The following is a 26,354-nucleotide window of genomic DNA, read 5'->3' as shown; positions in this document are numbered from 1 at the left end:
GGGCCTTGCCCAGGGGACTTTTACAGTTTCGGTCTTGCCATCAGCTGTTTGTACTCTGGGAACCCGTGCATGAAGGAAACATTTATGTTGGAAAAAATTGAGATGCTGCCAGGTCCTTTCGACCGTATCATGGGTCTTCCCGTTCGGGAATTTAAAACCCTTCTCGAAGTCAAGATATATATCGATCTGGCCGTGGTGCCCAGCCTCAGGCTTTGTCATTATTATCTCCTTTACATGCCATGGCTTCTCTAGACCTAGGGCCATCTCAAAAATCTGATTGCTGTTCATGAAACTAAAATAGATACTTTCCCTAAATCAGTTTCCAGTTACCCACTATAAATCATCTAGAGCCAAGCAATTGAATAAACTAAATATTTTTTCATTAAAGTAAATAATTAAAATATGGAAGAAAATAAAGTCAAAACTAGAACTTCAAGTGTTGTAAGTCAAGATAGTTAGTTGACTTTTCCAGACTTGGATTCTAAACTGTTAAAGATCAGTATTTTTGATTTTCTCCTTTTTTAGTTCGGAGAAAAAAATTCATGTAATCAAGTCAAATTTCAAAATCTCTTGCATGAGTTTGAAATGCTTGTCATGGCTGAAAAGGACTAGTTTTTCTTCAATTACTTGATTGATGATAATTAGATCAGGAATTCCCACTTTATTGATTCCATTTTTCAAATTTAACTGCTGGATTTGACGAATAATCTCCCAATCAATACTTAAAGGGATTGATTCTAGTGCATTTAGACTTTCAATGGCTGCCCATTTTTTATCCTGGTGAAGCCATGGGATCAATTCTGTAAGAATCAGTTCATTAGTGAAAACAATATCTTCTTCAAGATAAATGCTAAGTGGGCTCGACTTGGTTGATTTGAAAAAATCGATCCAAACTGAAGAATCTACCAAAATCTTTGGACCAGTCATTATTTCCGGTCTCTCAAAGTATCCAAATCAATATCCAGGTCAATAGTTCCTTTCATGGAGATCAGTCTTTTACGCTTTATCTGAGCGATTTTTTCCTCTAAAATCTGCTTCACAGCTTGGCTTTTAGTAGCTGCTCCCGTTATTTTCATTATTTCTTTTAATAAATCCTCAGGGATATCAAGGGTAGTTCTCATCTTAAATTGTGCAAGAGTGCATCGTTTATTATGCAATATAAGCAAATCTGATTTTATTTGGTTCAAGTGTGCTTTTCAAATACCTGATTTTTGTCAGAGATCCTCCATTTTCCCTTCCACTCTTCCCAAATCGAATGGAATTTAATTTTTGAATGAGTTAATTTACAATTCCCAAAAGCTCAATTAATCGATGAACCAAAATCAGGAAGTCCGAAGTTTTCTGCTCCAATCCTTAGAAAGAGATACTGAAGAAAAGTCTATACAATGGCTCAAGCAAAAGGCACAAAAAATTCAGGAATCCACTTCTCCAACCTCTTTTTTTCTGGCGTTCAGCCAAGCTTCCCGTTTTTTCTCAAAGGATTTACTGTCTCTCAGTGATCAAGAAAAGAATCAGTCAAGCCAAATAGTCTCAGGTTTTGAGCTAGCACATTGGAATAGACTTCAAGCGGCAAGATCATTTCTTTTATTGTACTTGCCTCAGGAAAAGAAGACTTGGTTTTCGGCGATAAATCAGCTTTTCGAAACGGGCGATATGCATGAGCAGCAGGCGCTTTTCGCAGCACTTCCCATTCTGCCCTTTCAGGAGGATTTGCTTACGCGGGCGATCGACGGGTGCCGGACAAATATGACCTTGATCTTCGATGCCATTTCACTAAACAATCCATTTCCTGCTGCTTTTTTTCCCGAGGCCAACTGGAATCAGCTCGTGCTAAAGGCGGTTTTTATGCAGCGTCCCCTTTACCGCATTCAGGGACTGGAGAAGCGAAGAAACTCAGCTTTGGCTGAGATAGCCTCGGATTTTGCGCATGAGCGATGGGCTGCTGGTAGAAATGTCATGCCTGAGCTTTGGCGATTAGTTGTGCCTTTTATGAATGATCAATACCTTGCCGATCTCAAAAAGGTCATGAATTCCACCGATGAGCTCGAGCACAGTGCAGGTGCCTTGACTTTGTACCAAAGTGATTTCGCTCCCGCAAAAGCCTTGTTGGCAGATTATCCCAAACTCCTGTCTCTCGTAGAATCCGGTGGTATCACTTGGGAAAAAATCGGGAAAGAATACCAGGATTCCCGCATTTAATTTAAAACTTAACAGGACAAAAAATCAGAAATTATGGCTAGATATATAGATCCACACATTCACTTGGTATCCCGAACTACGGATGATTACGAGGCTATGCAAAAAGCCGGTATTGTAGCGACCATCGAACCCGCCTTTTGGCTGGGGCAACCTCGGACAGAAGTGGGAAGTTTCAAAGATTATTTCAGTACACTCGTGGGTTGGGAACGTTTTCGGGCAAGTCAGTTTGGGATCGTCCACTATTGTACCATGGGTTTGAATTCCAAGGAAGCCAATAATATTCCATTGGCGGAGCAGGTGATGGAGTTGCTTCCACTTTATGTGGGAAAAGAAGGTGTGGTAGCAATAGGTGAGATCGGCTACGACGATCAGACCGAGGCAGAGGATCGCTTTTATCGAGAGCAGCTGGAGCTGGCCAAAGAAGTGGATTTGCCTGTGCTGATCCATACGCCGCATCGCGACAAGAAAAAAGGAACCTATCGCTCCATGGATGTAGCCGAAGAGCATGGGATGGACCCGGGCTGGGTGATTGTCGATCACAATAATGAGGAGACGGTCAAGGAAGTCCTGGATCGAGGGTATTGGGCTGGATTTACCATCTATCCCCATACCAAAATGGGCTCTGAGCGTATGGTTGAGATCGTAAAGCAATACGGACCTGAGCGAATCATTGTCAATTCAGCGGCGGATTGGGGAATTTCGGATCCTTTGGCTGTGCCAAAAACTGCAGACTTAATGCGAAAAATGGGTATACCTGAGGAGCATGTGGAACTCGTGACTTACCGAAATGCACTCACGGCCTTCTCCCTATCCGGGCAGATGGATGAAAATGACTGGCTAAAAGCTCCCCCAATCGATCAGACCAAAAAGCTAGGAGGAAATTCAGTCCTTCGTGGTGGGCAAGTACCCCGAGTGGAAGGACCTTCTGATCGGGTAGAAAACTAAGATGAAGCGAGGAGCACTTTTCGCTTATTTACAGCTTACCCGCCCAGCAAATGTGATCACCGCGATCGCAGATATTTGGGCGGGTTTTGCTATTGCCGGAGGCTGGGCCTATATGATTTCTGATTGGAATTTGGGAGCGGGGGATTTCTGGCAAAATCTACTTTGGCTCTCCCTCAGTACGGTAGGTTTGTATGCAGGAGGGGTAGCTTTCAATGATATTGCCGATGCAGAATTGGATGCTGTAGAGCGACCGGAGCGTCCGATTCCCAGTGGGAGGGCTTCCAAAAGCGGCGCGATTTTTATGGCGTTCTTACTCTTGCTTTTTGGGGTTTTAGCTGCTTTTCAAGTCAATTATTCGGCTGGGAGTTTGGCCATTGTAGTAGCCGCTTGTGCATTGGTTTATGATTACTGGGGAAAGCATCAGCGTATCTTTGGACCAATCAATATGGGCCTTTGCCGGACAGGAAATCTCTTACTCGGAATAGCTGTAGCACCGGAGGTTCTCGGGAAAGTATGGCCACTAGGGTTCCTTCCCCTGATTTATGTGGCGGCGATCACCCTAGTCAGCCGGGGGGAAGTGCATGGAAAAAACAAACGCTCCTTATTTGCAGGATTTTTCATGTATTTGGTCATCTTGATTTCTATCTTGGTTTTGGCCAAAATCCAAACCCCCGACTATTGGCAGGTGATTCCATTTTTGGGTTTGGTTGCTTACATGATTTTTCCACCGCTTATCCGCGCGATTCGGACCCAAAGTCCTCAATTGATCGGAAAATCCGTAAAGGCTGCCGTAATTTCCTTGATCATCGTCAATGCCTCGCTGACAGCGGCCTTCCAAGGCTGGGAGTTTGGTGTCATCGTTTTACTGCTTCTGCCCTTATCTTTGTGGCTAGCCAAAGTATTTGCGGTAACCTAAGGGAAAGTCCTCCTTTTGGAAACTTTCCTCTCAATAGACCTATTAACCTTGTATGAATACCATCCTTCAGCAATCGTTTGCAGTATCGTTTCAGTATCCGGTCTGCTTTACAGAAGATCTGTTTGAACCCTCCAATTCACTATTCGTGGATGTTTTGGAAAAAGAAAAAAAGAATAAAACCTATTTTGTAATTGATGAAGGCGTGGCAAAAGCTTTTCCTGCACTTATCGATCAGATACAAGCCTATCAAAAAGCACACGATGAGCACTTTTTCCTCTGTGCAGTGCCGAGGGTAGTACCGGGTGGTGAAGCCTGCAAAAATGATCCGGAAGTCTATCAGCAAATTGTCAAAGCTACGAATGAGTTTGGGATAGATCGGCATTCCTACATCGTAGCAATAGGGGGAGGAGCAGTTCTGGACATGGTAGGATTTGCGTCGGCGATTTCTCATCGGGGTATTCGGCTGATTCGAATTCCGACTACCGTGCTTTCCCAAAATGACTCTGGAGTAGGAGTGAAAAACAGCATAAATTCCTTTGGAAAGAAAAACTACCTCGGGACTTTCACTACACCTGTTGCGGTTTTGAATGATTTTAATTTTCTCAAAACACTGGAGGATAGAGATTGGAGATCGGGAATTTCTGAGGCATTAAAAGTAGCTTTAATCAAAGATCTCGAATTTTTTGAGTGGCTGGAGCAAAATCAGAGAGCCATGGCATCTCGGGATATGGAGGCGATGAAGACCCAAATCATCCGCTGTGCAAAAATGCACATGAACCATATCGCGGGAAAAGATCCTTTTGAACTCGGTTCTTCGCGACCCTTGGATTTTGGACATTGGGCAGCACATAAGTTGGAGCATTTGAGTCAGTATCGCATTCGTCATGGGGAAGCTGTGGCGATAGGAATCGCTTTGGACTCGACGTATTCTCATCTTTTGGGCTGGATTTCGGAAGAGGATCTGCTGCGGATCTTAGGGCTGATTCAGGGTTTGGGATTTTCACTATATGAGCCCGAGCTATCCGCAGAAAATCTCCTTCAGGGCCTTCGGGAATTTCAGGAGCACCTAGGAGGGCAATTGACCATCATGTTGCTTGAGCGATTAGGAAAAGGGGTGGAAGTCCACCAAATGGACCCCGAATTGATTCAAAAATCCGTGACTCTTCTTCAGGAGAAGTCTAGCAAATTAAGTCTGAGCTGAGATGCAGATCGAGACCTTTCATTTAAGCTATTGTAGCAATATTCATCCTGGAGAAAGCTGGAAAGCGACCTTTGAAAATCTCCGCATGTATATCCCTCAAATTCGGAAAAACCTAGAATTCGAAGGGCCTTTTGGCATCGGTTTGCGACTCTCCCATGAGGCAAGCTTGGAACTGGAGAAGGAGGATCAGCTTTCGGAATTCAAAGCCTGGCTGAATTTGGCCAATGCCTACGTCTTCACCTTAAATGGTTTTCCTTATGCGGATTTTCATCGTACCGTAGTCAAAGATCAGGTGCATGCTCCGGATTGGAGTATGGCAGAGCGTCGGGAATATACGATTCGATCTTTTCGGATTTTAACCCAATTGCTCCCTGAGGGAGTGGATGGAGGGATTTCTACTTCACCGATTTCGTATCGGCACTGGCAAAAGAATGAAGCTGATCGCCAACAAGTCCTGCAAGCTGCTACTGAAAACCTGATGGAGGTTGTAGCTGATTTGGCTCAAATCGAATCAGATAGCGGTAAATTTTTGCACTTGGATATTGAACCCGAGCCGGATGGGATATTGGAAAATTCCGATGAAATGATCTGGCTTTTTCAGGAATGGCTGATTCCCATAGGAGTGAAAATACTTTCAGCTAAAATGAAAATTTCTGATTCTCAGGCCGAGAAACTGATCTACAGACACGTTCAGGTTTGCTATGATGTGTGTCATTTTGCGATAGTCTATGAGAAGCCTTCGGAGACCTTTGCCAAGTTTAAGAAAGCTGGGATTCGAGTTGGCAAAATCCAGCTTTCGGCTGCACTCAAGGTGAATTTGAATCAGGATAGAGGATTGTTAAGGTCGAAACTTTTGGCTTTTGCAGAGTCCACCTACCTACATCAGGTAGTCGGAAGAAAGTCAGACGGAGAAATTGCCTCCTATGCTGATCTTCCTAATGCTTTGGATTATCTACAATCGGCACATGAAGAGGAATGGCGAATTCATTTTCATGTTCCCGTTTACAATAGTAAATACGAGGATTTCGAATCCACTAACGCAGTTATTTCGGAGGTTTTGGAATTTCTGAAAAATCATCCCGAGACCTGCAACCATCTCGAGGTGGAAACCTATACTTGGGAAGTTTTGCCGCCATCGGAACGATTGCCTTTGGCTGAAACCATCAGCCGAGAGCTGGCTTGGGTGATTCCTCAATTGAAAAGGCTTTAGGTATTTGGTTATTAGGGGTTCGCCTGAATTTTATATCCGAAAGAAGAAAATCAACTAATAGTTGAAAACCTGGACTTAAGTTGTTAACTTCTACTACTTTAAAACTTTATTGATTTATGGAAAAGGATTACAGCATTCTTCTTTCACTTTTTAAAGAACAAATTAAGGTAGCTCAAATCAGGACTGTAACAGCAGCCAATAAGGAAATGCTGTTACTTTATTGGAAGCTGGGTCAGTTGATTATATATCATCAGTCAACTAAAGGCTGGGGTGCAAAGGTAATTGAACGGCTGAGTGTGGACTTGAAGAAAGAGTTTCCAAAACAGAAAGGGTTTTCACCACGAAATTTAAATTACATCCGAAAATTCGCATTAGAATATTCCATACCTATTCTTTTGAAACTGAATGAGGCATCTTCAAAAATGAGTTTAACAAACCCTTCACAGTTGAGCATACAATCTATTGTTTTGGATTTTGTGCAACAGGCTGTTGCGAAAATTGAAGAGACTGATAATCAAATGTATAAAATAATGCAACAAGATGTTGCAGAATTAGATGAGAGACCTTTTTATGATTCAATTCTTTCGAAAATATCGTGGTCACATCACGTGATCCTAATGGATAAAGAGCCACATTTGGGTAAAAGACTATGGTATATGCACCATGCTTTAGAGGAAGGATTTAGCAGAAATATTTTGGCAATGCAAATTGAAAGTGGCTTGTTTGAACGTCAGATATCGTCAAAAAAGATCAATAATTTTAAAAGGACCTTGCCTCCCGTGAATTCGGATTATGTCAATTATTTTTTGAAGGATCCGTACATTTTTGATTTTGTCCAAGCCAATGAGAAAGCTGATGAACGCAATGTAGAAGAGCAACTGGCGACTCATGTGACCAAATTTTTACTAGAATTGGGAAAAGGTTTTGCATTTGTGGGTAAGCAAGTACATTTTGAAGTGGGTGGAGATGATTTTTATGCAGATTTAGTATTTTATCATACAAGATTAAAGTGCTATATCATTGTGGAATTAAAAGCTAGGGAATTTAGACCAGGGGATGCTAGTCAGCTTAACTTTTATGTGAACGTGGCCAATGATTTTCTAAAAACTGATGATGATAATGAGACGATTGGTTTATTATTGTGCAAAGGGAAGAACAATGTAGTAGCTGAGTATAGTCTCAAAGGACTATCCAATGCCTTAGGTGTGTCGAATTACCAAACTTCAAAAATTATTCCTGATGAATTAAAATCTGATCTTCCACAATTGGAGATCATTGAAAGGGAGTTTAAAGAATAAATGAAAAAAACTGTAGTCATAGATATTGTAGCGCTTTCCTCCCGGGTCATTGGGGAGCAAACGCCTTTTTTGAAGTCTTGGATCGAGAAAAAGAAGCAGGCCGTCATCGAACCTGTACTTCCCGCCGTGACCTGCTCGGCACAATCAGTTTATCTGACGGGAAAAATGCCCAATGAAAATGGAATCGTCGGAAACGGTTGGTATTTTCAGGATGAGTGTGAAATCAAGTTTTGGAGACAGTCCAATCGGTTGGTGCAGTCTGAAAAAATCTGGGATAAGCTGAAGGCAGAAAATCCCGACTTTACCTGTGCCAACCTATTTTGGTGGTACAATATGTACTCCACAGTGGATTATGCGGTGACGCCAAGACCTCTGTATCCTGCAGATGGCCGTAAGTTACCCGATTGCCACAGCCAACCCATGGACCTACGGGATCGACTGCAAAAAGAGCTCGGTCAGTTTCCTCTCTTCTCCTTTTGGGGACCCAATGCCAATATCAGTTCTACCCAATGGATCGCTGATGCCGCCAAAAAGGTAGACGAATGGTACAACCCAACCTTAAATTTGATATATCTCCCACACTTGGATTACGCCCTTCAGAAATACGGGATAGATTTTGATAAAATCGGCAAAAGCTTACGAGAGATCGATACAGTGGCGGCGGATTTGATTACCTATTTTGAAAGTCAAGGCACTCAAGTCATCTTGCTTTCTGAGTATGGAATCACCTCGGTGGATACTCCGATTCATATCAATCGCATTTTGCGTTCTGCGGGTTGGATTCAGGTGAAAAATGAATTGGGTTTGGAAACTTTAGATGCGGGTACCTCGCAGGCTTTTGCGGTAGCAGATCATCAGGTAGCCCATGTGCACATTCAGGATGAGAAGGTGTACGAGCAAGTCAAAAGCCTATTAGAAAATACTCCTGGGATTGAAAAAGTGCTGGATAAAAAAGCACAGAAGGCCTACGGTTTAGATCATGAGCGATCCGGGGATTTGGTCGTGGTAGCGGATGAGAACTCTTGGTTTACGTATTATTTCTGGCTGGATGATGAAAAAGCCCCGGATTATGCCCGCTGTGTGGATATTCACAGGAAACCGGGATACGACCCAGTAGAGTTGGTTTTAGATCCTAAAATCAGAGTTCCCCTGCTCAAAGTGGGCTCAAAAGTGTTAAAGAAAAAGCTAGGTTTTCGGTATTTGATGGATGTGATCCCACTTGATGCTAGCTTGGTGAAAGGGGCGCATGGGAGGATTCCTGAATCTGATTTAGACAAGCCAGTTTTCATAGCTGATAGGGCTATCAATACTCAGGAAAAACTCAAATCGACGCAGGTTTTTGAATTGATTTATCAATCAGTTAGGAGTTGACCATTCCTAGTTTAGTTTTGACTGAAAGTAGGTTTTCTTGTTTAGTAGGTTCTCGATATTTTTTGCAAAAGTCCGTGTGATACTGATGCTTTTCTAGAAAAGAAAGCTGGAGTTCGTTCCATTGAGTTTCGCTTAGTTCGGGATTGAAGTGTTTCAACTCCTCATATAAGGCATTTCCTTGTATTTCGAATTGATCGGTGCCGAGGTATTCCAGGTCGGCATCAGCGATGATTTTTTCAAGTTCGTTTCTAGGGGATTGGGGTATTTTGGTGGCCATTATCATTCCAAAGATTTTATTCAGGTCTGATTCGGAAACAGCGTCTTTAAGGTACTCTTGGGCTATTCTACAGCCGATTTCTTCGTGATTTTTGGGGTTTTCGATGAAGCCGGTATCGTGAAACAATGCGGCGATTTTAAGTAATTGAAGTTCTTCTTCACTCACTTTGGCAATACGCGCCAGGAATTCTGACTTTTCCATGACATATTCGGTGTGGGTCAGATTATGGTAGGTGAGATAAGAAGGGAGCCGCTTCAGTATATCTCTGAAAACTTTGTGTTTTAATTCTTCAAAATCCATTAGTCATGTTTTTTGCCTACTTTTTTGATTATTCCTCCTTTTACTTCTTTTATAGTCTGGACGTAAAAAAAGGCTTTAGGATCTATCTTTTGAATGGCGAGTTTGATGCGGTGTACTTCGAGTCGCGTCACTACCGTCATGATAATATCGCAGGGATGCTTGATATGAAAGGTTTCAGGAAGATACCCTCTTTCTCCTTTATATACAGAGATGGCTTTGTTAAACTCCTTGACGATCAGTTCTTTCACCTTTTCATGCTCTTTGGAAATAATGGTGAGTGCCGTATACTCTTCAAAACCCTCAACGACATAGTCTGTGGTTTTGATAGCGGTAAAATAGGTAAGTATAGAATACATAGCAGGCTCTATGCCAAAAACGAATGCAGCAGAAAGCATGATAAGAGAATTGAGGAATATGGTGATTTCACTGGCAGAAAGGGGGGAGTTTTTCTGCACGTATTCTGTAATGACTTCAAAACCGTCTATCAGTCCACCACCCCGGATGATCAAGCCAATGCCCGTTCCCATCAAAAATCCACCAAAAAGAGCGATCAAAACCTTGTCTTCTGTCACTGTGGGTACTTCCATGTAGTGAAGAACGAGGACCAAAAGGAAAATCGAAAAGCCTGATTGGATGGCAAAGGTTTTTCCGATCTTTCTCCACGCCATGATCAGAAAAGGTAAATTAATTAGAATCAAGAGCAAATTCAGATTTATCCCAAAGCCGAGATTGACCAAGATGGCAATACCAGTGACTCCTCCATCCAAAAATTTGTTGGGTAGCATGAATGCCTCCAATGCGATAGCGGCAAAGGCAACTCCTACCATGGTATAAATGAGAGATGAAGGAGAAAAAATCGATTTCCAGTCGACTTGTTTTAGGCTTTTTAGCATAAGTTTTTTGAAATGGCTTCAGAGCTTGACTTGACCTCGCTACTTTGACTGATTTGGTCTAACTTGAAGGTAATAAAATAAAATTGTAGGTCTCCGCCAAAAAAGCGAAGGATATTATTTGATTCTTCTTATAAATAAAAAAACTGCCGACTATTTTGTCGGCAGTTTTCAGGGATTAATGCTTCAGTTTAGTAGTGACCTTTGGTGCTGCCTTGGTCCATGGACTCACATCCATTTTCTTCGGATCAGGAAGGATTTCATCCAAGGTCTCCCCGTCATAAACTCTGCCATCTTTTACCACATGAGTAATGGTATTGGTATGGCGGATATTATCAAGAGGATTCTGATCCATGATGACCAAATCAGCTAATTTACCCGGTTCAATACTTCCTAGATCTTGGTCTAGGCCCAGCGCTTCGGCACCTAAAATAGTAGCTGTCCGGAGGGCGTCTAGGGTGCTCATTCCACCGCTAGCCACAGACCAAAGCTCCCAATGATAGCCTAAGCCCTGAAGCTGACCATGTGATCCTACGCCAGCCAAACCACCTTGCTTGACGATGTCATTTACACCACGGGCATGATCTTCAAAAACATGATCTTCAGGTGCAAACCACCCTCCCAAAGAGCCCACTCTTCGTCGAGCTTTGGAGTTCATTTCATTGTAAGGGGTAAACCGATTCAACTTGGGATCGTGAAGTGGACTTTCGGTTGTGTAGAAATAATTTTCTGCCCACGGTCCGCCATAGGATACCAAAAGGGTTGGAGTTACTGCCATTTTGCTCTCTGCGATGGTCTTGGTCACGTCGGAGTAAAGAGGGTAAATAGGAATAGAATGCTCATGTCCGGGATAGCCATCAAAGAGTTGCGTCATATTCAATTTATAATCCAAGCCACCTTCTGTAGTTGGCATCAGTTCCTGCTCTTTGGAGGCCATGATGACCCACTGTCGGTGCTGTCTATTCCCTACCAGATACATTTTGATATACTGGGTGTTGTAGTATTTGGAATATTGCTTTAGGACATTTTTGGTTTGTTCCAGAGACTTGAGATTGTACATCCAATAACCCACTCCAGGGCCAGTAGAATAGACTCTAGGTCCAGGCACCATGCCGGCCTCTACCATGTCTGCATAAGTCAAGACATCAGTGGTGGCCGTTTGTGGGTCCCGTGTTGTGGTGACTCCATAGGCAAGATTGGCTGCGTAGATCCAAACGCTGTTTTTGTGGAGGTTCCACGTCGGCCACATGTGGGCGTGGGTATCGATAAATCCCGGGGTTATCGTTTTGCCAGTAGCGTCGATAACTTTTGCATTTCCAGCATCCAATGTGCCCGTTTTTCCCACTGCTTTAATTCGATTATTTTCGATCAAAACATCCCCATTTTCGATGACCTCGCTTTCTTTCATGGTAATGATTCGGGCATTCTTTAGGAGAATCGAGCCTTTCGGGGTGGCTTTGGCGAAGTATACTTTCACCTGCTTTTCTTCAGGCTGATACGTTTCTTTTTCTTTTTGCTCCGCTTTGTGAGTGCTGTCGGCTTTTGCTAGGGTTTTATCTGCCTTAAATAAAGAATCTACTCTCTTTTTCTCCGCCTTTGCTAGGGAATCAGCCAGCTTTACTACTTCTTCTCCTTTGGCCTTTAAGGCTGAAATACTATCCGCAGCGGCTAGCATTTTTTCTTTTTTTGCCGCTTTGACGGAGTCTTCGATAAATTCAGCCCGCTCTATATCGTATACCCAATGTCCATTCCCCAAAGACCAGTGTACTTTCTTGGCATTCGCCTCCCAAGCCGGCCATTCGCCTCCGATTTCGGTAAGTTGGCGAGAGGGGAAGTTACTGGATTTAGGATCGCCGACATTGATAGTCGGAGTTTTTCCTACCTGCGGTATGGTGACGATGTATACATTATTGTTGACTTGAGCCAAGGCTTTATTTCCTTCTGGAGCCATCAGGATGGTACTGGCACTCGCAGGTCTCATTTGGGGTTCCTGTGCTGAAACTCCCTCAGGCAGCATGCAATAATTGAGCACTGCTGCAGTAGAAAGTGGTTTGCCAAAAACATATCGGAAGTCTTCTAATTCTGCACTGTGGTCGTGTCCTGCATGCGGGTCAGCGACCGAACCGAATGGAGTGATCCCGGTAATTTTCACATGTTCTTTTTTATCATGTCCCTCCCAGTTGATGGAGAGTAGCGTACCACCTGGTCCGTTTAAATAGATTCTATCCGGATCCGTGGTAAAATGTGCATTTCCATAATTCCCTGCATCCATGATTTTGGTGAAATTACCTCCTGCAGCAGGCATCCATACCAATTCGGCTTCCGAGCCATTTACTCCCGGGCCTTCAGCTTCGAATTGTACTCGATTGGGGCCTTTGAACACTACAATTCGATTATTCGGACTCCACACAGGACCCATGTAGAGGGCACTTTCTGAAGTCAACTTGCTGACATTGGCATTTCCGTTTACATTGGCTTTGTATAGATTTCCTCCTGTTTTTTCATCCCAGGTGGTAAAGACCAATTGGGAACCATCTGGACTCCAACTCGGCATAGCTTCTGTGAAATTGTGAGTAGTAATTCGCTTAGGAGATCCATCTGGATAATCCATAACATAGAGCCTGTTCAAAACTGTGAAGGCTAACTTTTTCCCATCTGGAGAGGGAACCGCATCCCTAATTTGAGTGGCAAGCTTGGCTGTGCTGTCTTTAATCGCATAGTTGTAATAGAGTCTTGGCCCCATAGCCAATTTGACCTCTGCTTCGAAGGGGATTTCACTTGCTTGAGATCCATCGATAGGCATTTTCCAGATTTTTCCTCCGTAAGAGGCAATGACATACTTGCTGTCAGGTGTGAAGGACATGGCTGGCAATACTCCCTGAGGAGCGATGGACTCTTGTTCGTCGCGCTGTACGGGATAGGCGAGCCATCTTTCATCTCCGGTTTCCATATCCCGAATGATCAGACCTGTCTTATCATCCCAGCGTGACCCATAGACCATCCACTTGCCATCTTTCGACAGGGTAGGCGTAAAAGCCGATCCGTAGCGAGAGGAGATGGAGGTGATTTTGCCTTCTTCGAGATCGTAGGTTCCGATCTGATATTGGGGCAAAAGGGCATTGTAGTTCCATGCTCCGGTGCGATGAGAAAAATAGACTTTTTTGCCATCAGGGCTTACAAAGGGATCGATGGTTTTCATATTGGATGGATCGGCGTTGAGTTGGGCTCCTCCGCCTCCGTCCTTATGATACATCCAGAGTTTGGTGATGCGGCGGCCTTTGGCAACTACGATGTAGTTTCCGTCAGGAGACCAGGCAGCGCCCGGGACATCGCCATTTTTGTCTTTGGTGACTTGGACGGTATCTTTTTTAACTATATCGATGTACCAGAGATTGTCACTTCCGGCACGGTCGGAGGTAAAGAGGATTTTTTCCCCATCAGGAGAAAATCTCGGATGGGTTTCATAGGCCATTCCCGAAGTGATAGGAGTGGCTTTTCCGCCTTCGACAGGAATGGTATAAATATCTCCCATCAAATCGAAGGCGATGGTTTTGCCGTCCGGGCTCACATCAACACTCATCCAAGTCCCCTCGGTGGTGGTGAATTTTACCTCCCTTTCCGGCTTTAGCGGAAGCTCTTTGAACTTGGGATAGTCTAAAGAGTCTCTTTTGGTGCTGTCATTTTGGAGCAGGAGATTGTTCGGAAAGAATTCATCAGCCCATGTGAACTGAGAATTTAGCGCAGTCATGCTAATTAGGGTAATAGCAAGTGCGAGTCTGTGGGGTATAATTTTTCTCATATTTGATCGAATAATCGGACATTAATCTACTGCTTATCTTCCATTTTGCCCAATTATTTTAAACCCATCCAAAAATTAGGTCTTATTCGATCAAAAGCAGGCTTAAGCCAGATTAAAAATCCAGTACCTTACTCTGGAAGAAAATAGAATCTTCTACTCCATCTTCGAGGTTGAATTTCTGAAGGTCCTTTTCCCAAAAAAATCTATTTCCATCAAAGAAATAATAATTAAGGCCAGAACTGAAAAATTCAAAAGTGCCCATTTGTTTAAAATTCTTGTCTAATACGATGAATTCTCTTTTGCTAGTAAACTTCCGATCAATAAATTCCTTTTCTGATATTCCTTTTCGTACCTCACGGAGATATACATCATTTTGAGGGTCATAAATCAAATTCTCATAGGCATCATTGTGCCAGTAATAGAAACTCTGGATGCTTGAAGGGTCTATGGATTCGTTTTTAGGGTCTATTGGAATACTTTCAGATATCAAATCACTTGGAGTTGGGTGTCGATCTACTTTAGATTTAAAATCAGTGATATACAACTCTTCCTCTAAGGGATAACTAATGATGAATTTGTCTATTTTTTCATTATAGACTAAACGAATCATTTTTAATTGCTGAGGGACTTTTTTGTCCGAATAAACGGCAGGATAATTAATTTCAAATTCTTCAACAGAGCCATCGGAAAGGTTTATTTTTGCGATTTTATTGTATTTCGGGTTAAAATCTTTTGGAAGAAACTCTGGGTACCTTGGAAGCTGCTGCATGTAAATACTTCCTTTTCGATAGGCTATTGAAGTCTTGAGATCAATAGATCCAAAACCATAAGGGTAATCTTTTAAATTTACATGTTTGTATATTTCACCTGAGGCCTTCATTAGAGAAAATCTGTTCAACCGACCCTTAAAAACAATTACTGTATCTTCATTAATGTATTTGATTCCCGAATTCATCCCAATTCCCGGAAGTGCATTCGGGCCATTTTGCTCTAAGATAACTTTCCTTTCCAAGGTCTGAGTCCTGACATCAAAATAATCGATGGAGTACCGGGTGGGGTTAAACCAAAGTAATTTTGGTTTGCTTTTCAGTATTATAGGTTGGCTAAAATAATTCCAAAGTGGAGTTTCAGCATCTAAGGGTAAAGAATATTCTTCATTAATTTCGGATGTGTTATTTGTTCTATCTTTTAAATCTAGACTTTTATTTGCTTTCCCATTAGTACATGAAAACATAAAAACTAAGGAAATTCCAAATAGAAATATTGATGAATAATATAAAGTTTTCATATAAATGGTGTTTAAGGTAAAAAAATTGAAGGCGATGAGTTTCATCGCCTTCAATTATCAAACTTTAATTAATTACCGCCTTCTGGAAGCTCCTCTTCTTTTGGTTCGGTGAAATAGCATATAGGGCCATCGTTAAGCTCATTACAGGCGGCAACATCACCACCGGGACCACTCATAGTGAAGCATCTACCCACTGTTTGTCCGACATCCGGAGTTGTGTCACATGCTGTTTGTGCATTAAGCTGAAAACTCATTGCAACGAGAAAAGCTGCCATCGACAAAATAATCTTAAAATTTTTTATATTAATTTGTTTTAGTTTTCCTAAAGAAAATAAAAGAAAATAAAAGAAAATAAAAGAAAATAAAAGAAAATAAAAGAAAATAAAAGAAAATAAAAGAAAATAAAAGAACAAAATACTAGAGGAAGTTTTTAACCAATTTTGTTTGACTAATTCATTCTTTTAAGTAATAGATATGAATTTTTCAACTCTAATTTTATTCAATAGATTTAAATTTTATCCTTTCCCAACGCCAGCTATTACTTCCACCACCTCTACAGGCAGTGCCTTATTTTTCATGGTAATTTCGCCAATGGATTTAAATTCAAAGCGATCCTGAAGAGCTGATGAGTTCTTTTCCAGGATTAAGACCTGTCCGGGGATCGCCGCTGACTGTAGCCTCGCGGCCACATTGACTACGTCTCCGATGACAGTATAGTCTAGCCTTTTGAGTGATCGCGAACCGATATTTCCAGAGACCATTTCTCCATAATTAATACCTACTGAGACCTGCGGCCGGAAATGGGTAGTGCTGGAAAATTCAGGAAGCGCATTCATCTTGTCCCGGATGGCAATACTGGCTCGAATGGCCCGCTCGAAGTGGTTTTCCCCAAAGAACACCGCCATGATCGCATCTCCAATAAATTTGTCGATACTTCCTTTTTCTTCGATGATTTCCTTGACCATCAAGTCAAAATATTCATTGAGTAGGCCGACGACCACATTGGCCTCTTCATGCTCGGAGATTTTAGTAAAGGAGCAAAGATCCACAAATGCTACGGTGGCCTGCACGGTTTCATTTTCCATCAAACCGGTATCAATCTCCCGGTTTCCCATAAAGTTGAGCACCGTTTCGTCCACATACATTTTCAGGATGTTATTTTCCTTGAGGGCGCGGAGATTGGATTTGATTTGCTCGATGTGGGCAATGGTTTTTTCCAAGGTAATTTCGAGATCTCTGAAATCTACCGGCTTGGTGATGAAGTCGAATGCTCCCAAATTCATCGCTGTACGGATATTTTCCATATCTCCATAGGCGGAAATTATGACAGTTTTCAGCAGGGAGTTTTTCTCTTTCACCTTAGAAAGCAGCGTAAGTCCGTCCATTTCGGGCATATTGATATCGCTGAGGATAATGTCGATATCGGGATGAGCCTCAAGAACCTCTAGTGCTTGCCTACCATTGAGTGCAAAATGAAAATGAAAGATTTCATTTCGTACCTGTTTTCTGAATTTCTGTTTGATTAGAATCTCCAGATCTGCCTCATCATCTACTACTAGAATCTTGACCATTGATTTTAATTTTTGTGTTGATCGATTAGTTTCCCGATTTCTTTCTTTAATGAATTGAAATCGATGGGTTTAGTAAAGAACTCTTTAGCGCCGGATTCCATGGCTTTCTGAAAGTTTTCCTGATCTCCATAGGCGGAAATCATACTTACTTGTATGGATGGGAAGCGCTTTTTGACTTTTTCTAAAAGTTCCAGTCCAGTCATGCCGGGCATATTTATATCAGAAAAGACATACATTACCTTTGGCGGATTTTCTGCGCTTAGGATTTCTAAGGCTTCATCTCCTGAGAAAGCAAAAGCGAGCTCGAGTTCTCCACTTCGTACTTCTTTTCTGAATTTCTGTCGAAAAAGATCTTCGACATCCCGCTCATCGTCTACTATTAATATTTTCATTTCTTAAGATTGGGTATGGTGATAATAAATTTGGTGAATAGGCCCGGCTTGCTGCTTACGCTGAGTTTTCCTCCGTGACCTTTGGTGATGATTTCATAGCTCATGGAGAGGCCCAGTCCAGTGCCTTTGCCAGTGGGCTTGGTGGTGAAAAAGGGCTGGAAAATTTTAGATTGTATTTCTACAGGGATTCCAGGCCCATTATCTTCTATGGATATTTCTACGCCATTTTTCAAGGCTTTTGTCTCTACCGTTACTTTCGGAATAAATGATTCGGCATTGGGATCTTTATCTTCTTTGAGCTTATTTTTCTTCTCGGCAGCGGCGTAAAAACCATTGTTGATCAAGTTAAGCATCACTCTTCCTAAATCCTGAGGAATTACAGGGATTTTAGGAAGATTGGTATCCTCGTTTATCTTAAAATCCGCGGTGAAACTTTTGTCCTTTGCTCGAAGACCGTGATAGGACAGTCTTAGGTATTCATCTGCCAGTTGGTTGAGATCGGTTTCTACTTTCTCGCCAGTATTGTTACGGCTGTGCTGTAGCATTCCTTTGACGATGGACTCGGCCCGCTTGCCATGATGGCTGATTTTTTCAAGATTATTAAAGACATCCTCGGCAAGCTCCAAAGCTTCTGTAGTGTTACCTTTTTGGAGCTCTTCTTTCAATTCAGTAAGCAGTTCATTGCTGACTTCTGAGAAGTTGTTGACAAAATTGAGGGGGTTTTGAATTTCATGGGCAATTCCTGCTGTCAACTCCCCAAGGGAGGCCATTTTCTCAGCATGTACCAATTGATCTTGGGTAGCTTTCAGGTCATGCAGGGCTTTTTCCAAGTTGTTTTTTTGTGTGGTGAGTTCGGCTGTACGTTCGGCCACTTGCTTTTCAAGTTGATTTTTGAGGGCTTCAGTGATTTTATAGTCCCGCTCTCTAGCTAGTGATTTCAGTTTTTCGGCCTCTAAGGCTTTGCGTTGTTTGGAGTTATTGATCCACATTCCTATTGCCCAGATAAAAGCAAAGATTTTTGCACTTCTTGTATAGATGTCTATGCTGTTTAGAAGATTTTCGCTGATCAATTCTGTCAGTTCCTCGATGACGATCAGCGCCATCAAAGGAAGCCAAGCGTAGATCATTCCTTTTCGATGATGTAGCTCCTCGTTTTTGAGGGTCAGATAAACAATCAGGGCTGCCAGTACCACAGAAAGTAGCAAGGCAATGGGACTGACTACAGGGACCCAAATAGATACGAGGATCAGGAGAATGCCTGCGATGAGCATTCCGCTGTTGAAAAGTCGCTTCCACTCTGGAGAAACTGTGATCAGTCCCATGGGACGTTTCAGGTAATAGAGCAGAATTAAAGATATGATATTTAATTCCATAGGTGCTGTGGGTTATGTCGCTGGTTTATTGCTCAATAGGTCAAGGTTGGCTTGGTAAATATATAGTAAAAGAAGTCCCCGCGGGTTCGTCCGTATTACTTTTGACCCTGAGGTCACCTCCGTAAGACTTCACAATGTCATAGCTTAGTGACAGGCCAAGTCCGGTGCCTTGGCCCGTAGGTTTTGTGGTAAAGAATGGCTGAAATATTTTACCCACGATTTCACTGGGTATCCCCGTGCCATTGTCTTCGATAGTAATCTCGATACCTCCCAGCGTATTTTTTGTCCTCAGTAAAACGAGAGGTTTGAACTCTCCACCAGGATTTTTGTGGGATTTTTCATTTACAGCATAGAAAGCGTTATTAAGCATATTTAGCAAAATCCTACCAATTTCCTGTGGTATTACAGTTAGCTTTGGAATATTGGGGTCAAACTCCGTTTTAAAATCTGAATTGAAGTCCTTCTCCTTGGCCCTTATGCCATGGAAACTAAGGTGGAGGCATTCATCGGCAAGAGCATTGATGTCGGTAGGTTCCTTTTCCCCGGCACTAGTTCGGCTATGCTGAAGCATGGCTTTGACAATCGAGTCTGCGCGAAGACTATGCTGTGAAATTCGGTCCAGGTTTTCTTTAATATCTTTTGCAATATAATTCACCTCCTCTAAATCTCCTTTTTTAAGCTCATCCTCCATTTCTTCCATCAATTCCTTGCTGACTTCGGAGAAGTTTTTGACAAAATTGAGTGGATTTTGGATCTCATGGGCTATTCCTGCAGTCAGCTCCCCGAGTGAGGCCATTTTTTCTGCCTGAATCAATTGGGACTGAGTTGCTTTTAGGTTTTCATGTGTGGATGCAAGTTCTTCGTATGCTTTTTCGATCTCTTTGGCATGCTGTAGCTCCCGTTCTTTGGCTTTTTCCCGCTCAGCTTTGATTACTCGGTTTCTCAGGTAAATATTGATCGGATAGATCAGAGAAAGCGCCAAGAGTCCGTAGATCACATAGGCCCACCAACTGCGATACCAGGGGGGAAGGACCGCAAACGAAAAACTGATCGGTTCGGACCATTCTCCGGCAGAGAGGTCAGAGGTACCCGCATAGCGAGCTTTAACTTTAAAGGTGTATGTTCCTTCTTGGATATTTCCAAAAGTAGCACTTGTCCGCTGGAGGATTGGGCTCCATTCCTGATCGTAGCCCTCTAGAATGTATTGGTACTCGACCAGAAAAGGCCTTGCCATCTCATTGGATCCGTATTCAATATTCAGGTGGTTGTGCCGATAGGGTAGAGTGAGTTTTTCGGGTATAGGATAAAAGCCTCTTACTGATTCAAATTTAATCCCTTTGAATCGTTCACGTAGTCGTTGTCTTTCTTCAGAACTTAGCCTTCTGCCCAAAGTGATCAACTCATCACTGGTTTGTGTAAAAAGATCAGCAACTGCCCTGCCACTATCACTGATGCTGTCCTCGCTAGCCAGTGTATGCCAAGGAATCACCTCCTCATTGATCCGGACTTGCTTGATCAAGAGGCTTTGTTGAGGTTGAATCTGCTCGTAATTGGGATAATCAAATCGGACTAGACCCGTGCGGGCACTTCCGGTACCTGCCCAGAGATTACCTTCTGAGTCCAAAAACATCCCGTTTTGTCCATCAGTCAGGTCCTTGACCGGAAATCCATTATCGGAGTTGAAATTTTCCATCTCCTCCATTTTGATCTCTGTTTCATTTTGGGAAACTGGCCGAAAGGTGCTAATCCCCAAATTTGTACCGATAGCAATTTTACCATCGGGGAGAGGATTGATTTGTTGGATCAGATTATTGGGAAGCCCTTCGTCGGTGGTGAAATTTTGAAAGTGTAGCACTTGATCAGCTTGGATGGCTAGATCTTCGACTTGTGACTGGGAGAGATAGCTCAAGCCATGGCTTGTACCTATCCAGAGATTTCCGGCTTCATCGCCGGATACTCGTATGACGTCATTGTCCACTAGGCCTTGAGATGTGGTAAATCTCAGAAATTTTTCTCCATCAAAGCGAGTTAATCCTCCATCCACCGAACCGATCCACATCGCCCCGGTTTGATCTTCGAATAAACTTAAAATGACATCTCCCGCAAGTCCATTTTCGGTATTGAAGTAATGATTTTGCCCTTCGAAAATATAATTGATCCCATAGTCTGTACCTATCCAAAGTCCCCCTTTCCGATCTTGATGTAGAGCATAGATTTCATTGGAGGCTAGGCCGTCAGAACTATCCCATTGGATGAATTGCTTCCCGTCAAAAATACTGATACCATTCCCTCCGGTACCAAACCAAATCCGGTTTTGCTCATCCTGCATCATGCAAAAAACAATATCGCCCGCCAAGCCTTGGTTGGTACTGATCGTGGTAAAGGACTCCCCGTCAAATTTGCTCACTCCAAAACCATTGGTCCCAAACCAGAGATTTCCCTCTTGGTCCTCTTCTATACTCAAAATGATATTTCCGGCCAGTCCTTCACTCGTCGTAAAATTGGTGAAAGCTTCTCCGTCTAAGCGGCTCACTCCACCACCATCGGTCAAAAACCACAGGTTGCTACCCCCGTCGAGTACCATTCCCATCACATTGTTTCCTGCCAGCCCATGGGCTGTCGTATAGCTTACAAAGCTTTCTCCATTGTATTTGCTGACACCACGTTCTGTGGCAAACCATAAGTTTCCATTTCGGTCTTCTTGGGCTGCTCGAACTACTAGTCCAGCAAGACCATCCTCTAAGCCGAATGAGGTAAATTCTCCATTTTCTAAAAGACTTACACCGCCCCCGATTGTAGAGATCCAGATTCTCTCTTGACTGTCTTGGTAGATCCCTCGCACACGATCAGAACTCAGTCCATCGGCCGTGGTGTAGGTGGTAAACTTGGAGTTGGAAAGCTTGCTGAGTCCTCCTCCATAAGTGCCAAACCATAGGTTGCCGCTACTATCAGAAAGGATGCTGACGACAAGATCTTCTCCCATGCCTTCAGCTTTCCCAAAGGCTTCAAAGCGATTGCCATCGTACTTTACAGCACCCACGGAACTGGTTCCAAACCACATGTTCCCTTCCTGATCTTGCCCTATGGCGTAAATGACCCCATCACCGATTTGCTCAGCTGAATAATTGGTGAAGACTTTTCCGTCATATTTACTGACTCCCCCTATAGTTCCAAACCAGATATTGCCCTCAGTATCTTCATAGAGGCTGCGAACACTATTTTCTACCAAGCCCTGTGCGTCTGAAAAAGTCGTAAACGCTTCTCCGTCAAAGCGACTGGCACCTCCTCCGTTTGTTCCAAACCAAATATGTCCTCTAACATCCACTATGGCACAGTTGATCGCGTCCAAAGCCAAGCCCTCTTCGGAGGTGTATTTTTTGAATGGTGAAACTCCGCCCTGACCTAAGATGAAAGGGTTTCCATTTTGGTCGCTGACTAGCTGACCCTGATCATCCAGCAGGCGGGGTAAGGGAGTTTTTTGAGGAGCATTTGGTCCTGAAGTTTGAATGATAGCCTTTGGGTTGGTACTGGGTTCGAAGGGGGTACTACTCAGTTTTCCTTCCTCTTTTAACTCACTCAGAAGGGAAACCTCGGGGGGAACAGCCACCAGCGTGGGGATGGTCTGTTCCGGTCTTTGATCCGAACTGCAGGCAGCAAAGAAAAGTAAAAAAAGCGGTATGGATAAAAGTCTATTCATTTAAGCTTAGAGGTAATTCTATTGTAAAAATTGTTCCGCGGCCGGGTAGGCTCGAGATTTGGAGATTTCCCCCATGAGACTTGATGATATCATGGGAAATTGAAAGCCCCAGTCCAGTACCTTCTGTTCCTTTTTTAGTGGTGAAAAAGGGCTGAAGAATTTTGTCCTGCATTTCCTTAGGAATACCGGGTCCATTGTCTTCGACCATGAATTTAAGTTTATTTCCAAAACGAATGGTCTTAATCTTCAAATTTGCTTGAAAATCAGGCTCATTCTGCTTTATTTTTTCTCTCAGCGCATCAAATGAATTATTGCAAAGGTTTAAAATCACCCGGGAGAAGTCTTCTCCATTCATCATGACTTCTTTGATTCCGGGGTCCAGGTCTTGTTCTATACTGACATTGATGGGGTCTTTTCCAGCGCGCATTCCGTGAAAGGATAGGTTGACATATTCTTTGACCAATTCATTAAAATCTGCAGGCTCCTTTTTTCCAGAACTTTCCCTGCTATGCTTAAGCATAGATTTGACGATGGTATCTGCGCGCGCACCATGATCATGGATTTTTTTCAAGTTGAACTGAATATCTCTCAGTAATTCTAAATTGTCAGCAGAACTTCCTTTCTCCAAGTTTTCTTTGAGCTCGTCTACCAGTTCCTGATTGACATCGGCAAAGTTTAATATGAAATTGAGTGGATTTTTGATTTCATGGGCTATACCGGCAGTCAGTTGACCAAGTGAGGCAAGTTTTTCCTGCTGAATCAGCTGCTCTTGGGTATTGATGAGCGCTTCATTCTTTTCCTGAATGTTTTGGAAAGCTCGAGATTTGCCCAATTCATAGACTAATAAGATGATGAAAATGGTGATGTTGGTGCCCAAAATGGAGGAGAAGTAAAAAAGTTCTTTTTTGTCCAAATTATACTGGGGTACAGGAGCCCCTTCCATAGTCTCCAAAAGAAAAAGTCCCAAACTCAACAAAGCGGAAACCACCATCCAGAATAGGGCTGCCCGCTTTCCCAAAATAAGCATCGCTATTGCTGGTAAGAGAAAGAATGCCGCAGCTGCCGGTGAGACTAGCCCTCCTTGCAGCCAAGCTTGAATGGGGAAGCTGATCGCAAACTGTGTCAAAAAGAGCAAAGCTGCGACTTTTTTAGCCAGGCCAAATCGATAGGCAATAAGTATCAGGAAATTAATCACGCCATTGACTAGCAGTAAGTAGCCATTCAGTGTGGCATTGATCTCTACAGCTAGATTGATGCCTATAAAATTAGAAATCGCTGAAATCAAAAGTACAGCCACGAAAATCCTTTCTGACCTTAGCTCATCACCTGCTGCCAACTTCGCGGGAGGAATAAAGTACTCTGTTATTTTTCTAAACATAATTAGGCTTTACTTAGGACTCCAAAGAGGGTTCCGTGTCTTTTCCACAATACATAAATGAAGGTGCTGTCGAGAAGAAAGCAGGAAACTCCCAAGAACTGTACAAAGTGATTTTCGGGGTAAAAGAAAAACATAGACACCGTTATCAATCCAGTTCCAAGTGTCCTCGCCCAGGCCAAAACCATGGAAAACTGACTGGTATCCTTGGTTTGCATCAGTAGAAATACACATTGCAGAGACAGGATGACATTGATGATGTAGCCGGAATTAGCTCCGATCAAGGTGTCATAGCCCTCATTTCTATAGAAATAGCTGAAGAATATCCAAAAGATAAAATTGATGATACAGAAGAGCGCAAAGTGTTTTTTAGTCTCGGCATTCATGGGCTGCTTGGTACCATACCGAAGGACTGAGTAAAAGATGAAGCAATCCAATAAAAAGGCCGCTTGATAGCTCAAGGCAAAAAGTAAACCCGTATTGGGATGATAAATCCAACTCCAGACAAACTCCCAGCCTATATTTGCTCCAGCCACGTAGGCGGGCATTTCGACAAATTTCTTTTTACGAATTTCCAAAACCAAAATCACATAGGCTACCACCCAAAACAGGCAGCCCACTCCATTGAATACCAATCCCGGAAGTGAATAGTCTTCAAAATTGATCAAAGGCTGGTTCATGAGCGTGTTTTTTTAGCTCCCCAGTCCTGAGTCAGGGATCGGGGTAGATAGAAATTGATCACGTTTTCATTGGTCATTTTACTGATCATCCACTGGGATAGAAATCGAGTAAAGAATTGGAGGACCATGGCAAAGACTAAACTTTTGTCTAGGAATTCACCGATTTTGGCGATTCGTTTGATCCGCTTTTCGATTTTAAGCTGATGCAAAGGATCTGATTCCGGTACTGCCAAAAGGTCCGAGATTTCCGTTCCCATCATCAATCGCATGATAGCAACATTGGTTTTTGGTTTGAAAAAAGGATGTGATTTCAAATTGATCCATTCAACCAAAGCATTGGTCAGGGCTTTTCCAGAGTCACTTTCGGCGATTTGCTGATCCAGAATACTGTGCCCGAGTTTCAGGGCATCCTTGGCATTGGCCGGGATCATATCATCATCAAGCCCGACGATATGACCGATTACTCTCCAGCAATGCATGTAAGCTTCTAGTTCGACAGGTTCCAGTACAATGCCTAGTTGATCCATCCCCTCCAATATCAAGGCTGAAAAGGACATCAAGGTCCCTGCCATGTCTTCCTGATTGATGGGTTCTCCGTATTTTTCGGCATCCCATCCTTTGCTCTTGATGTAGTGTCGGATGACAGCGTGAATCAAGCGAACTTTCTGGGTAGCCACCATGCCACGGCCCTTTTTTGAAAGTCCTCCCGGGAGCATGGCAAAAATTACAAATTGGGCAGTTTCGGCGATTCTTCGGCTAAAAGTATCCATGGACCCATGCTGCTCGTTGAGTCGGGCCGTCTTATGAAGCACCTCTGCTCCATGGGCGCAGGCATAGCATTCAGGGAGGGACTTATAGGAGAGTAAGAGCGAAACCCAAAAGCCATGACGGAGGTAAATCTGCTGTCCCAAGGCCATCAAATCTTCATCAGCCCATTCGGGAAGTTTACTGCTTTGCTCGAAATAGACCTTGAGCTCGTCGGGAGCATTGCTGTCCAGTCGGTCCCTATCCCGGGTGATGTGTTCGAAAAGATGGTTGATCTCCCCCTCCTCTTTTTTTTGCATGATCATTTTGACCGTTTGATCAGCAAGTGGGTCGGTATGCTTTCGCTTTTCTAGCAAGAATGAATCTGACCACTCATGGGTAAATTCAGTATCAATAGATTTTAATTTTTGGTCTGCTATTTTTCTCAACCGCCAATTTTTTAAAACAAAAATCGAGGAAGCAATCAGAAAAAAGATCAACAGTCCCCATAAAATCCAGGCGATTGGAGTCATAGTAAATGGTTTAAAAATTCTTGGTTTTCACTCATTTTAGATTTGATAGAAGGGGGGCTGAAGTTCTATGTCTAAGGGAAAAAACCTTGCAGTCTAGGTGAAATTTTTGAATAGATAATCGGTCCTTCACTTTCTTGACAAAATTCAATTCTAATCATTTGAAAATTACAAAACTATCTGTAAAAAGAAGCAGGAAATGATTTATTTATGAGGCAATTAGAAAAAAAACATCAAAATCACAGTATCAAATTCGGGTTTGATAGGGTTTGTGAGTCACTTTTGAGAATATCCCAAA

Annotated in this window: 22 protein-coding genes; 7 read left to right on the top strand and 15 right to left on the bottom strand. The window is 42.8% G+C overall.

Annotated features, from left to right (window positions below; genetic code table 11):
- The 3 genes from BLQ57_RS06200 to BLQ57_RS06190 all read right to left on the bottom strand — a co-directional run.
- The coding region (locus BLQ57_RS06200; protein WP_244887412.1) for a transposase family protein at positions 1-219 on the bottom strand (219 nt) is incomplete at its 3' end.
- 321 nt (positions 220-540) lie between these two features.
- On the bottom strand, positions 541-927 hold the full coding sequence (locus BLQ57_RS06195) for a PIN domain-containing protein (protein ID WP_087938466.1): 387 nt from the start codon (positions 925-927) through the stop codon (positions 541-543).
- On the bottom strand, positions 927-1,121 hold the full coding sequence (locus BLQ57_RS06190) for a type II toxin-antitoxin system VapB family antitoxin (protein WP_087938465.1): 195 nt from the start codon (positions 1,119-1,121) through the stop codon (positions 927-929). Before BLQ57_RS06190 ends, BLQ57_RS06195 begins: the two co-directional genes overlap by 1 nt.
- A 190-nt stretch (positions 1,122-1,311) precedes the next feature.
- On the opposite strand from BLQ57_RS06190, the gene BLQ57_RS06185 reads away from it, so the two are divergent.
- The 7 genes from BLQ57_RS06185 to BLQ57_RS06155 all read left to right on the top strand — a co-directional run bounded on the left by BLQ57_RS06185 (position 1,312) and on the right by BLQ57_RS06155 (position 9,140).
- The gene (locus BLQ57_RS06185) at positions 1,312-2,199 is read left to right on the top strand and encodes an EboA domain-containing protein (protein ID WP_087938464.1); all 888 of its coding nucleotides are present in this window, start codon (positions 1,312-1,314) and stop codon (positions 2,197-2,199) included.
- 33 nt (positions 2,200-2,232) lie between these two features.
- On the top strand, positions 2,233-3,144 hold the full coding sequence (locus BLQ57_RS06180; protein ID WP_087938463.1) for a TatD family hydrolase: 912 nt from the start codon (positions 2,233-2,235) through the stop codon (positions 3,142-3,144).
- A gap of 1 nt (position 3,145) precedes the next feature.
- Complete coding sequence (eboC, locus tag BLQ57_RS06175) at positions 3,146-4,060, top strand: UbiA-like protein EboC (protein WP_087938462.1); 915 nt, start codon at positions 3,146-3,148, stop codon at positions 4,058-4,060.
- A 52-nt stretch (positions 4,061-4,112) separates the two neighbouring features.
- Positions 4,113-5,261 carry a 3-dehydroquinate synthase gene (locus BLQ57_RS06170; RefSeq protein ID WP_087938461.1) on the top strand — a complete coding sequence of 383 codons (1,149 nt, stop codon included), beginning with the start codon at positions 4,113-4,115 and terminating at the stop codon, positions 5,259-5,261.
- Between the two features lies 1 nt (position 5,262).
- Positions 5,263-6,471, top strand: coding sequence for a metabolite traffic protein EboE (eboE, locus tag BLQ57_RS06165; RefSeq protein ID WP_087938460.1), 1,209 nt, complete (start codon positions 5,263-5,265; stop codon positions 6,469-6,471).
- 116 nt (positions 6,472-6,587) lie between these two features.
- Positions 6,588-7,769 (top strand): PDDEXK nuclease domain-containing protein, encoded by a 1,182-nt coding sequence (locus tag BLQ57_RS06160; protein WP_087938459.1) that lies wholly within the window; start codon positions 6,588-6,590, stop codon positions 7,767-7,769.
- Positions 7,770-9,140 carry an alkaline phosphatase family protein gene (locus BLQ57_RS06155; protein WP_087938458.1) on the top strand — a complete coding sequence of 457 codons (1,371 nt, stop codon included), beginning with the start codon at positions 7,770-7,772 and terminating at the stop codon, positions 9,138-9,140.
- Here the strand turns inward: BLQ57_RS06155 and BLQ57_RS06150 are convergent.
- The 12 genes from BLQ57_RS06150 to BLQ57_RS06095 all read right to left on the bottom strand — a co-directional run bounded on the left by BLQ57_RS06150 (position 9,130) and on the right by BLQ57_RS06095 (position 26,059).
- Entirely contained in the window at positions 9,130-9,717 is a 588-nt protein-coding gene (locus BLQ57_RS06150; RefSeq protein WP_087938457.1) for an HD domain-containing protein, read from the bottom strand. The two genes, BLQ57_RS06155 and BLQ57_RS06150, sit on opposite strands and share 11 nt — an antisense overlap.
- Positions 9,717-10,610: a YitT family protein gene (locus tag BLQ57_RS06145; RefSeq protein WP_087938456.1), complete on the bottom strand. Its 894-nt coding sequence runs from the start codon at positions 10,608-10,610 to the stop codon at positions 9,717-9,719. The genes BLQ57_RS06150 and BLQ57_RS06145 overlap by 1 nt, the downstream gene beginning before the upstream one ends.
- A 175-nt stretch (positions 10,611-10,785) precedes the next feature.
- Positions 10,786-14,406: an amidohydrolase family protein gene (locus tag BLQ57_RS06140; RefSeq protein WP_205635615.1), complete on the bottom strand. Its 3,621-nt coding sequence runs from the start codon at positions 14,404-14,406 to the stop codon at positions 10,786-10,788.
- 112 nt (positions 14,407-14,518) lie between these two features.
- A complete protein-coding gene (locus BLQ57_RS06135) occupies positions 14,519-15,694 on the bottom strand; it encodes a DUF4221 family protein (RefSeq protein WP_169712721.1) in 1,176 nt (391 codons plus the stop codon).
- Between the two features lie 68 nt (positions 15,695-15,762).
- Positions 15,763-16,107: a hypothetical protein gene (locus BLQ57_RS20875; protein ID WP_139162674.1), complete on the bottom strand. Its 345-nt coding sequence runs from the start codon at positions 16,105-16,107 to the stop codon at positions 15,763-15,765.
- Between the two features lie 102 nt (positions 16,108-16,209).
- On the bottom strand, positions 16,210-17,265 hold the full coding sequence (locus tag BLQ57_RS06125) for an adenylate/guanylate cyclase domain-containing protein (RefSeq protein WP_087938452.1): 1,056 nt from the start codon (positions 17,263-17,265) through the stop codon (positions 16,210-16,212).
- A 5-nt stretch (positions 17,266-17,270) separates the two neighbouring features.
- Positions 17,271-17,657: a response regulator gene (locus BLQ57_RS06120; protein ID WP_087938451.1), complete on the bottom strand. Its 387-nt coding sequence runs from the start codon at positions 17,655-17,657 to the stop codon at positions 17,271-17,273.
- Positions 17,654-19,030: a sensor histidine kinase gene (locus BLQ57_RS06115; protein ID WP_087938450.1), complete on the bottom strand. Its 1,377-nt coding sequence runs from the start codon at positions 19,028-19,030 to the stop codon at positions 17,654-17,656. The genes BLQ57_RS06120 and BLQ57_RS06115 overlap by 4 nt, the downstream gene beginning before the upstream one ends.
- Before the next feature lie 40 nt (positions 19,031-19,070).
- Positions 19,071-22,727 (bottom strand): two-component regulator propeller domain-containing protein, encoded by a 3,657-nt coding sequence (locus BLQ57_RS06110; protein ID WP_087938449.1) that lies wholly within the window; start codon positions 22,725-22,727, stop codon positions 19,071-19,073.
- Complete coding sequence (locus tag BLQ57_RS06105) at positions 22,720-24,105, bottom strand: sensor histidine kinase (RefSeq protein WP_087938448.1); 1,386 nt, start codon at positions 24,103-24,105, stop codon at positions 22,720-22,722. The genes BLQ57_RS06110 and BLQ57_RS06105 overlap by 8 nt, the downstream gene beginning before the upstream one ends.
- Positions 24,106-24,107: 2 nt before the next feature.
- Positions 24,108-24,782 (bottom strand): transmembrane-type terpene cyclase, encoded by a 675-nt coding sequence (locus tag BLQ57_RS06100; protein ID WP_087938447.1) that lies wholly within the window; start codon positions 24,780-24,782, stop codon positions 24,108-24,110.
- Positions 24,779-26,059 carry an oxygenase MpaB family protein gene (locus tag BLQ57_RS06095; protein ID WP_087938446.1) on the bottom strand — a complete coding sequence of 427 codons (1,281 nt, stop codon included), beginning with the start codon at positions 26,057-26,059 and terminating at the stop codon, positions 24,779-24,781. Before BLQ57_RS06095 ends, BLQ57_RS06100 begins: the two co-directional genes overlap by 4 nt.
- Positions 26,060-26,354: the final 295 nt, after the last annotated feature.

This window comes from Algoriphagus faecimaris, assembly GCF_900101705.1.
GTDB lineage: Bacteria > Bacteroidota > Bacteroidia > Cytophagales > Cyclobacteriaceae > Algoriphagus > Algoriphagus faecimaris.
Note: the sequence above shows the minus strand (reverse complement) of the source record. Positions and strands in the feature narration are given on the sequence as shown.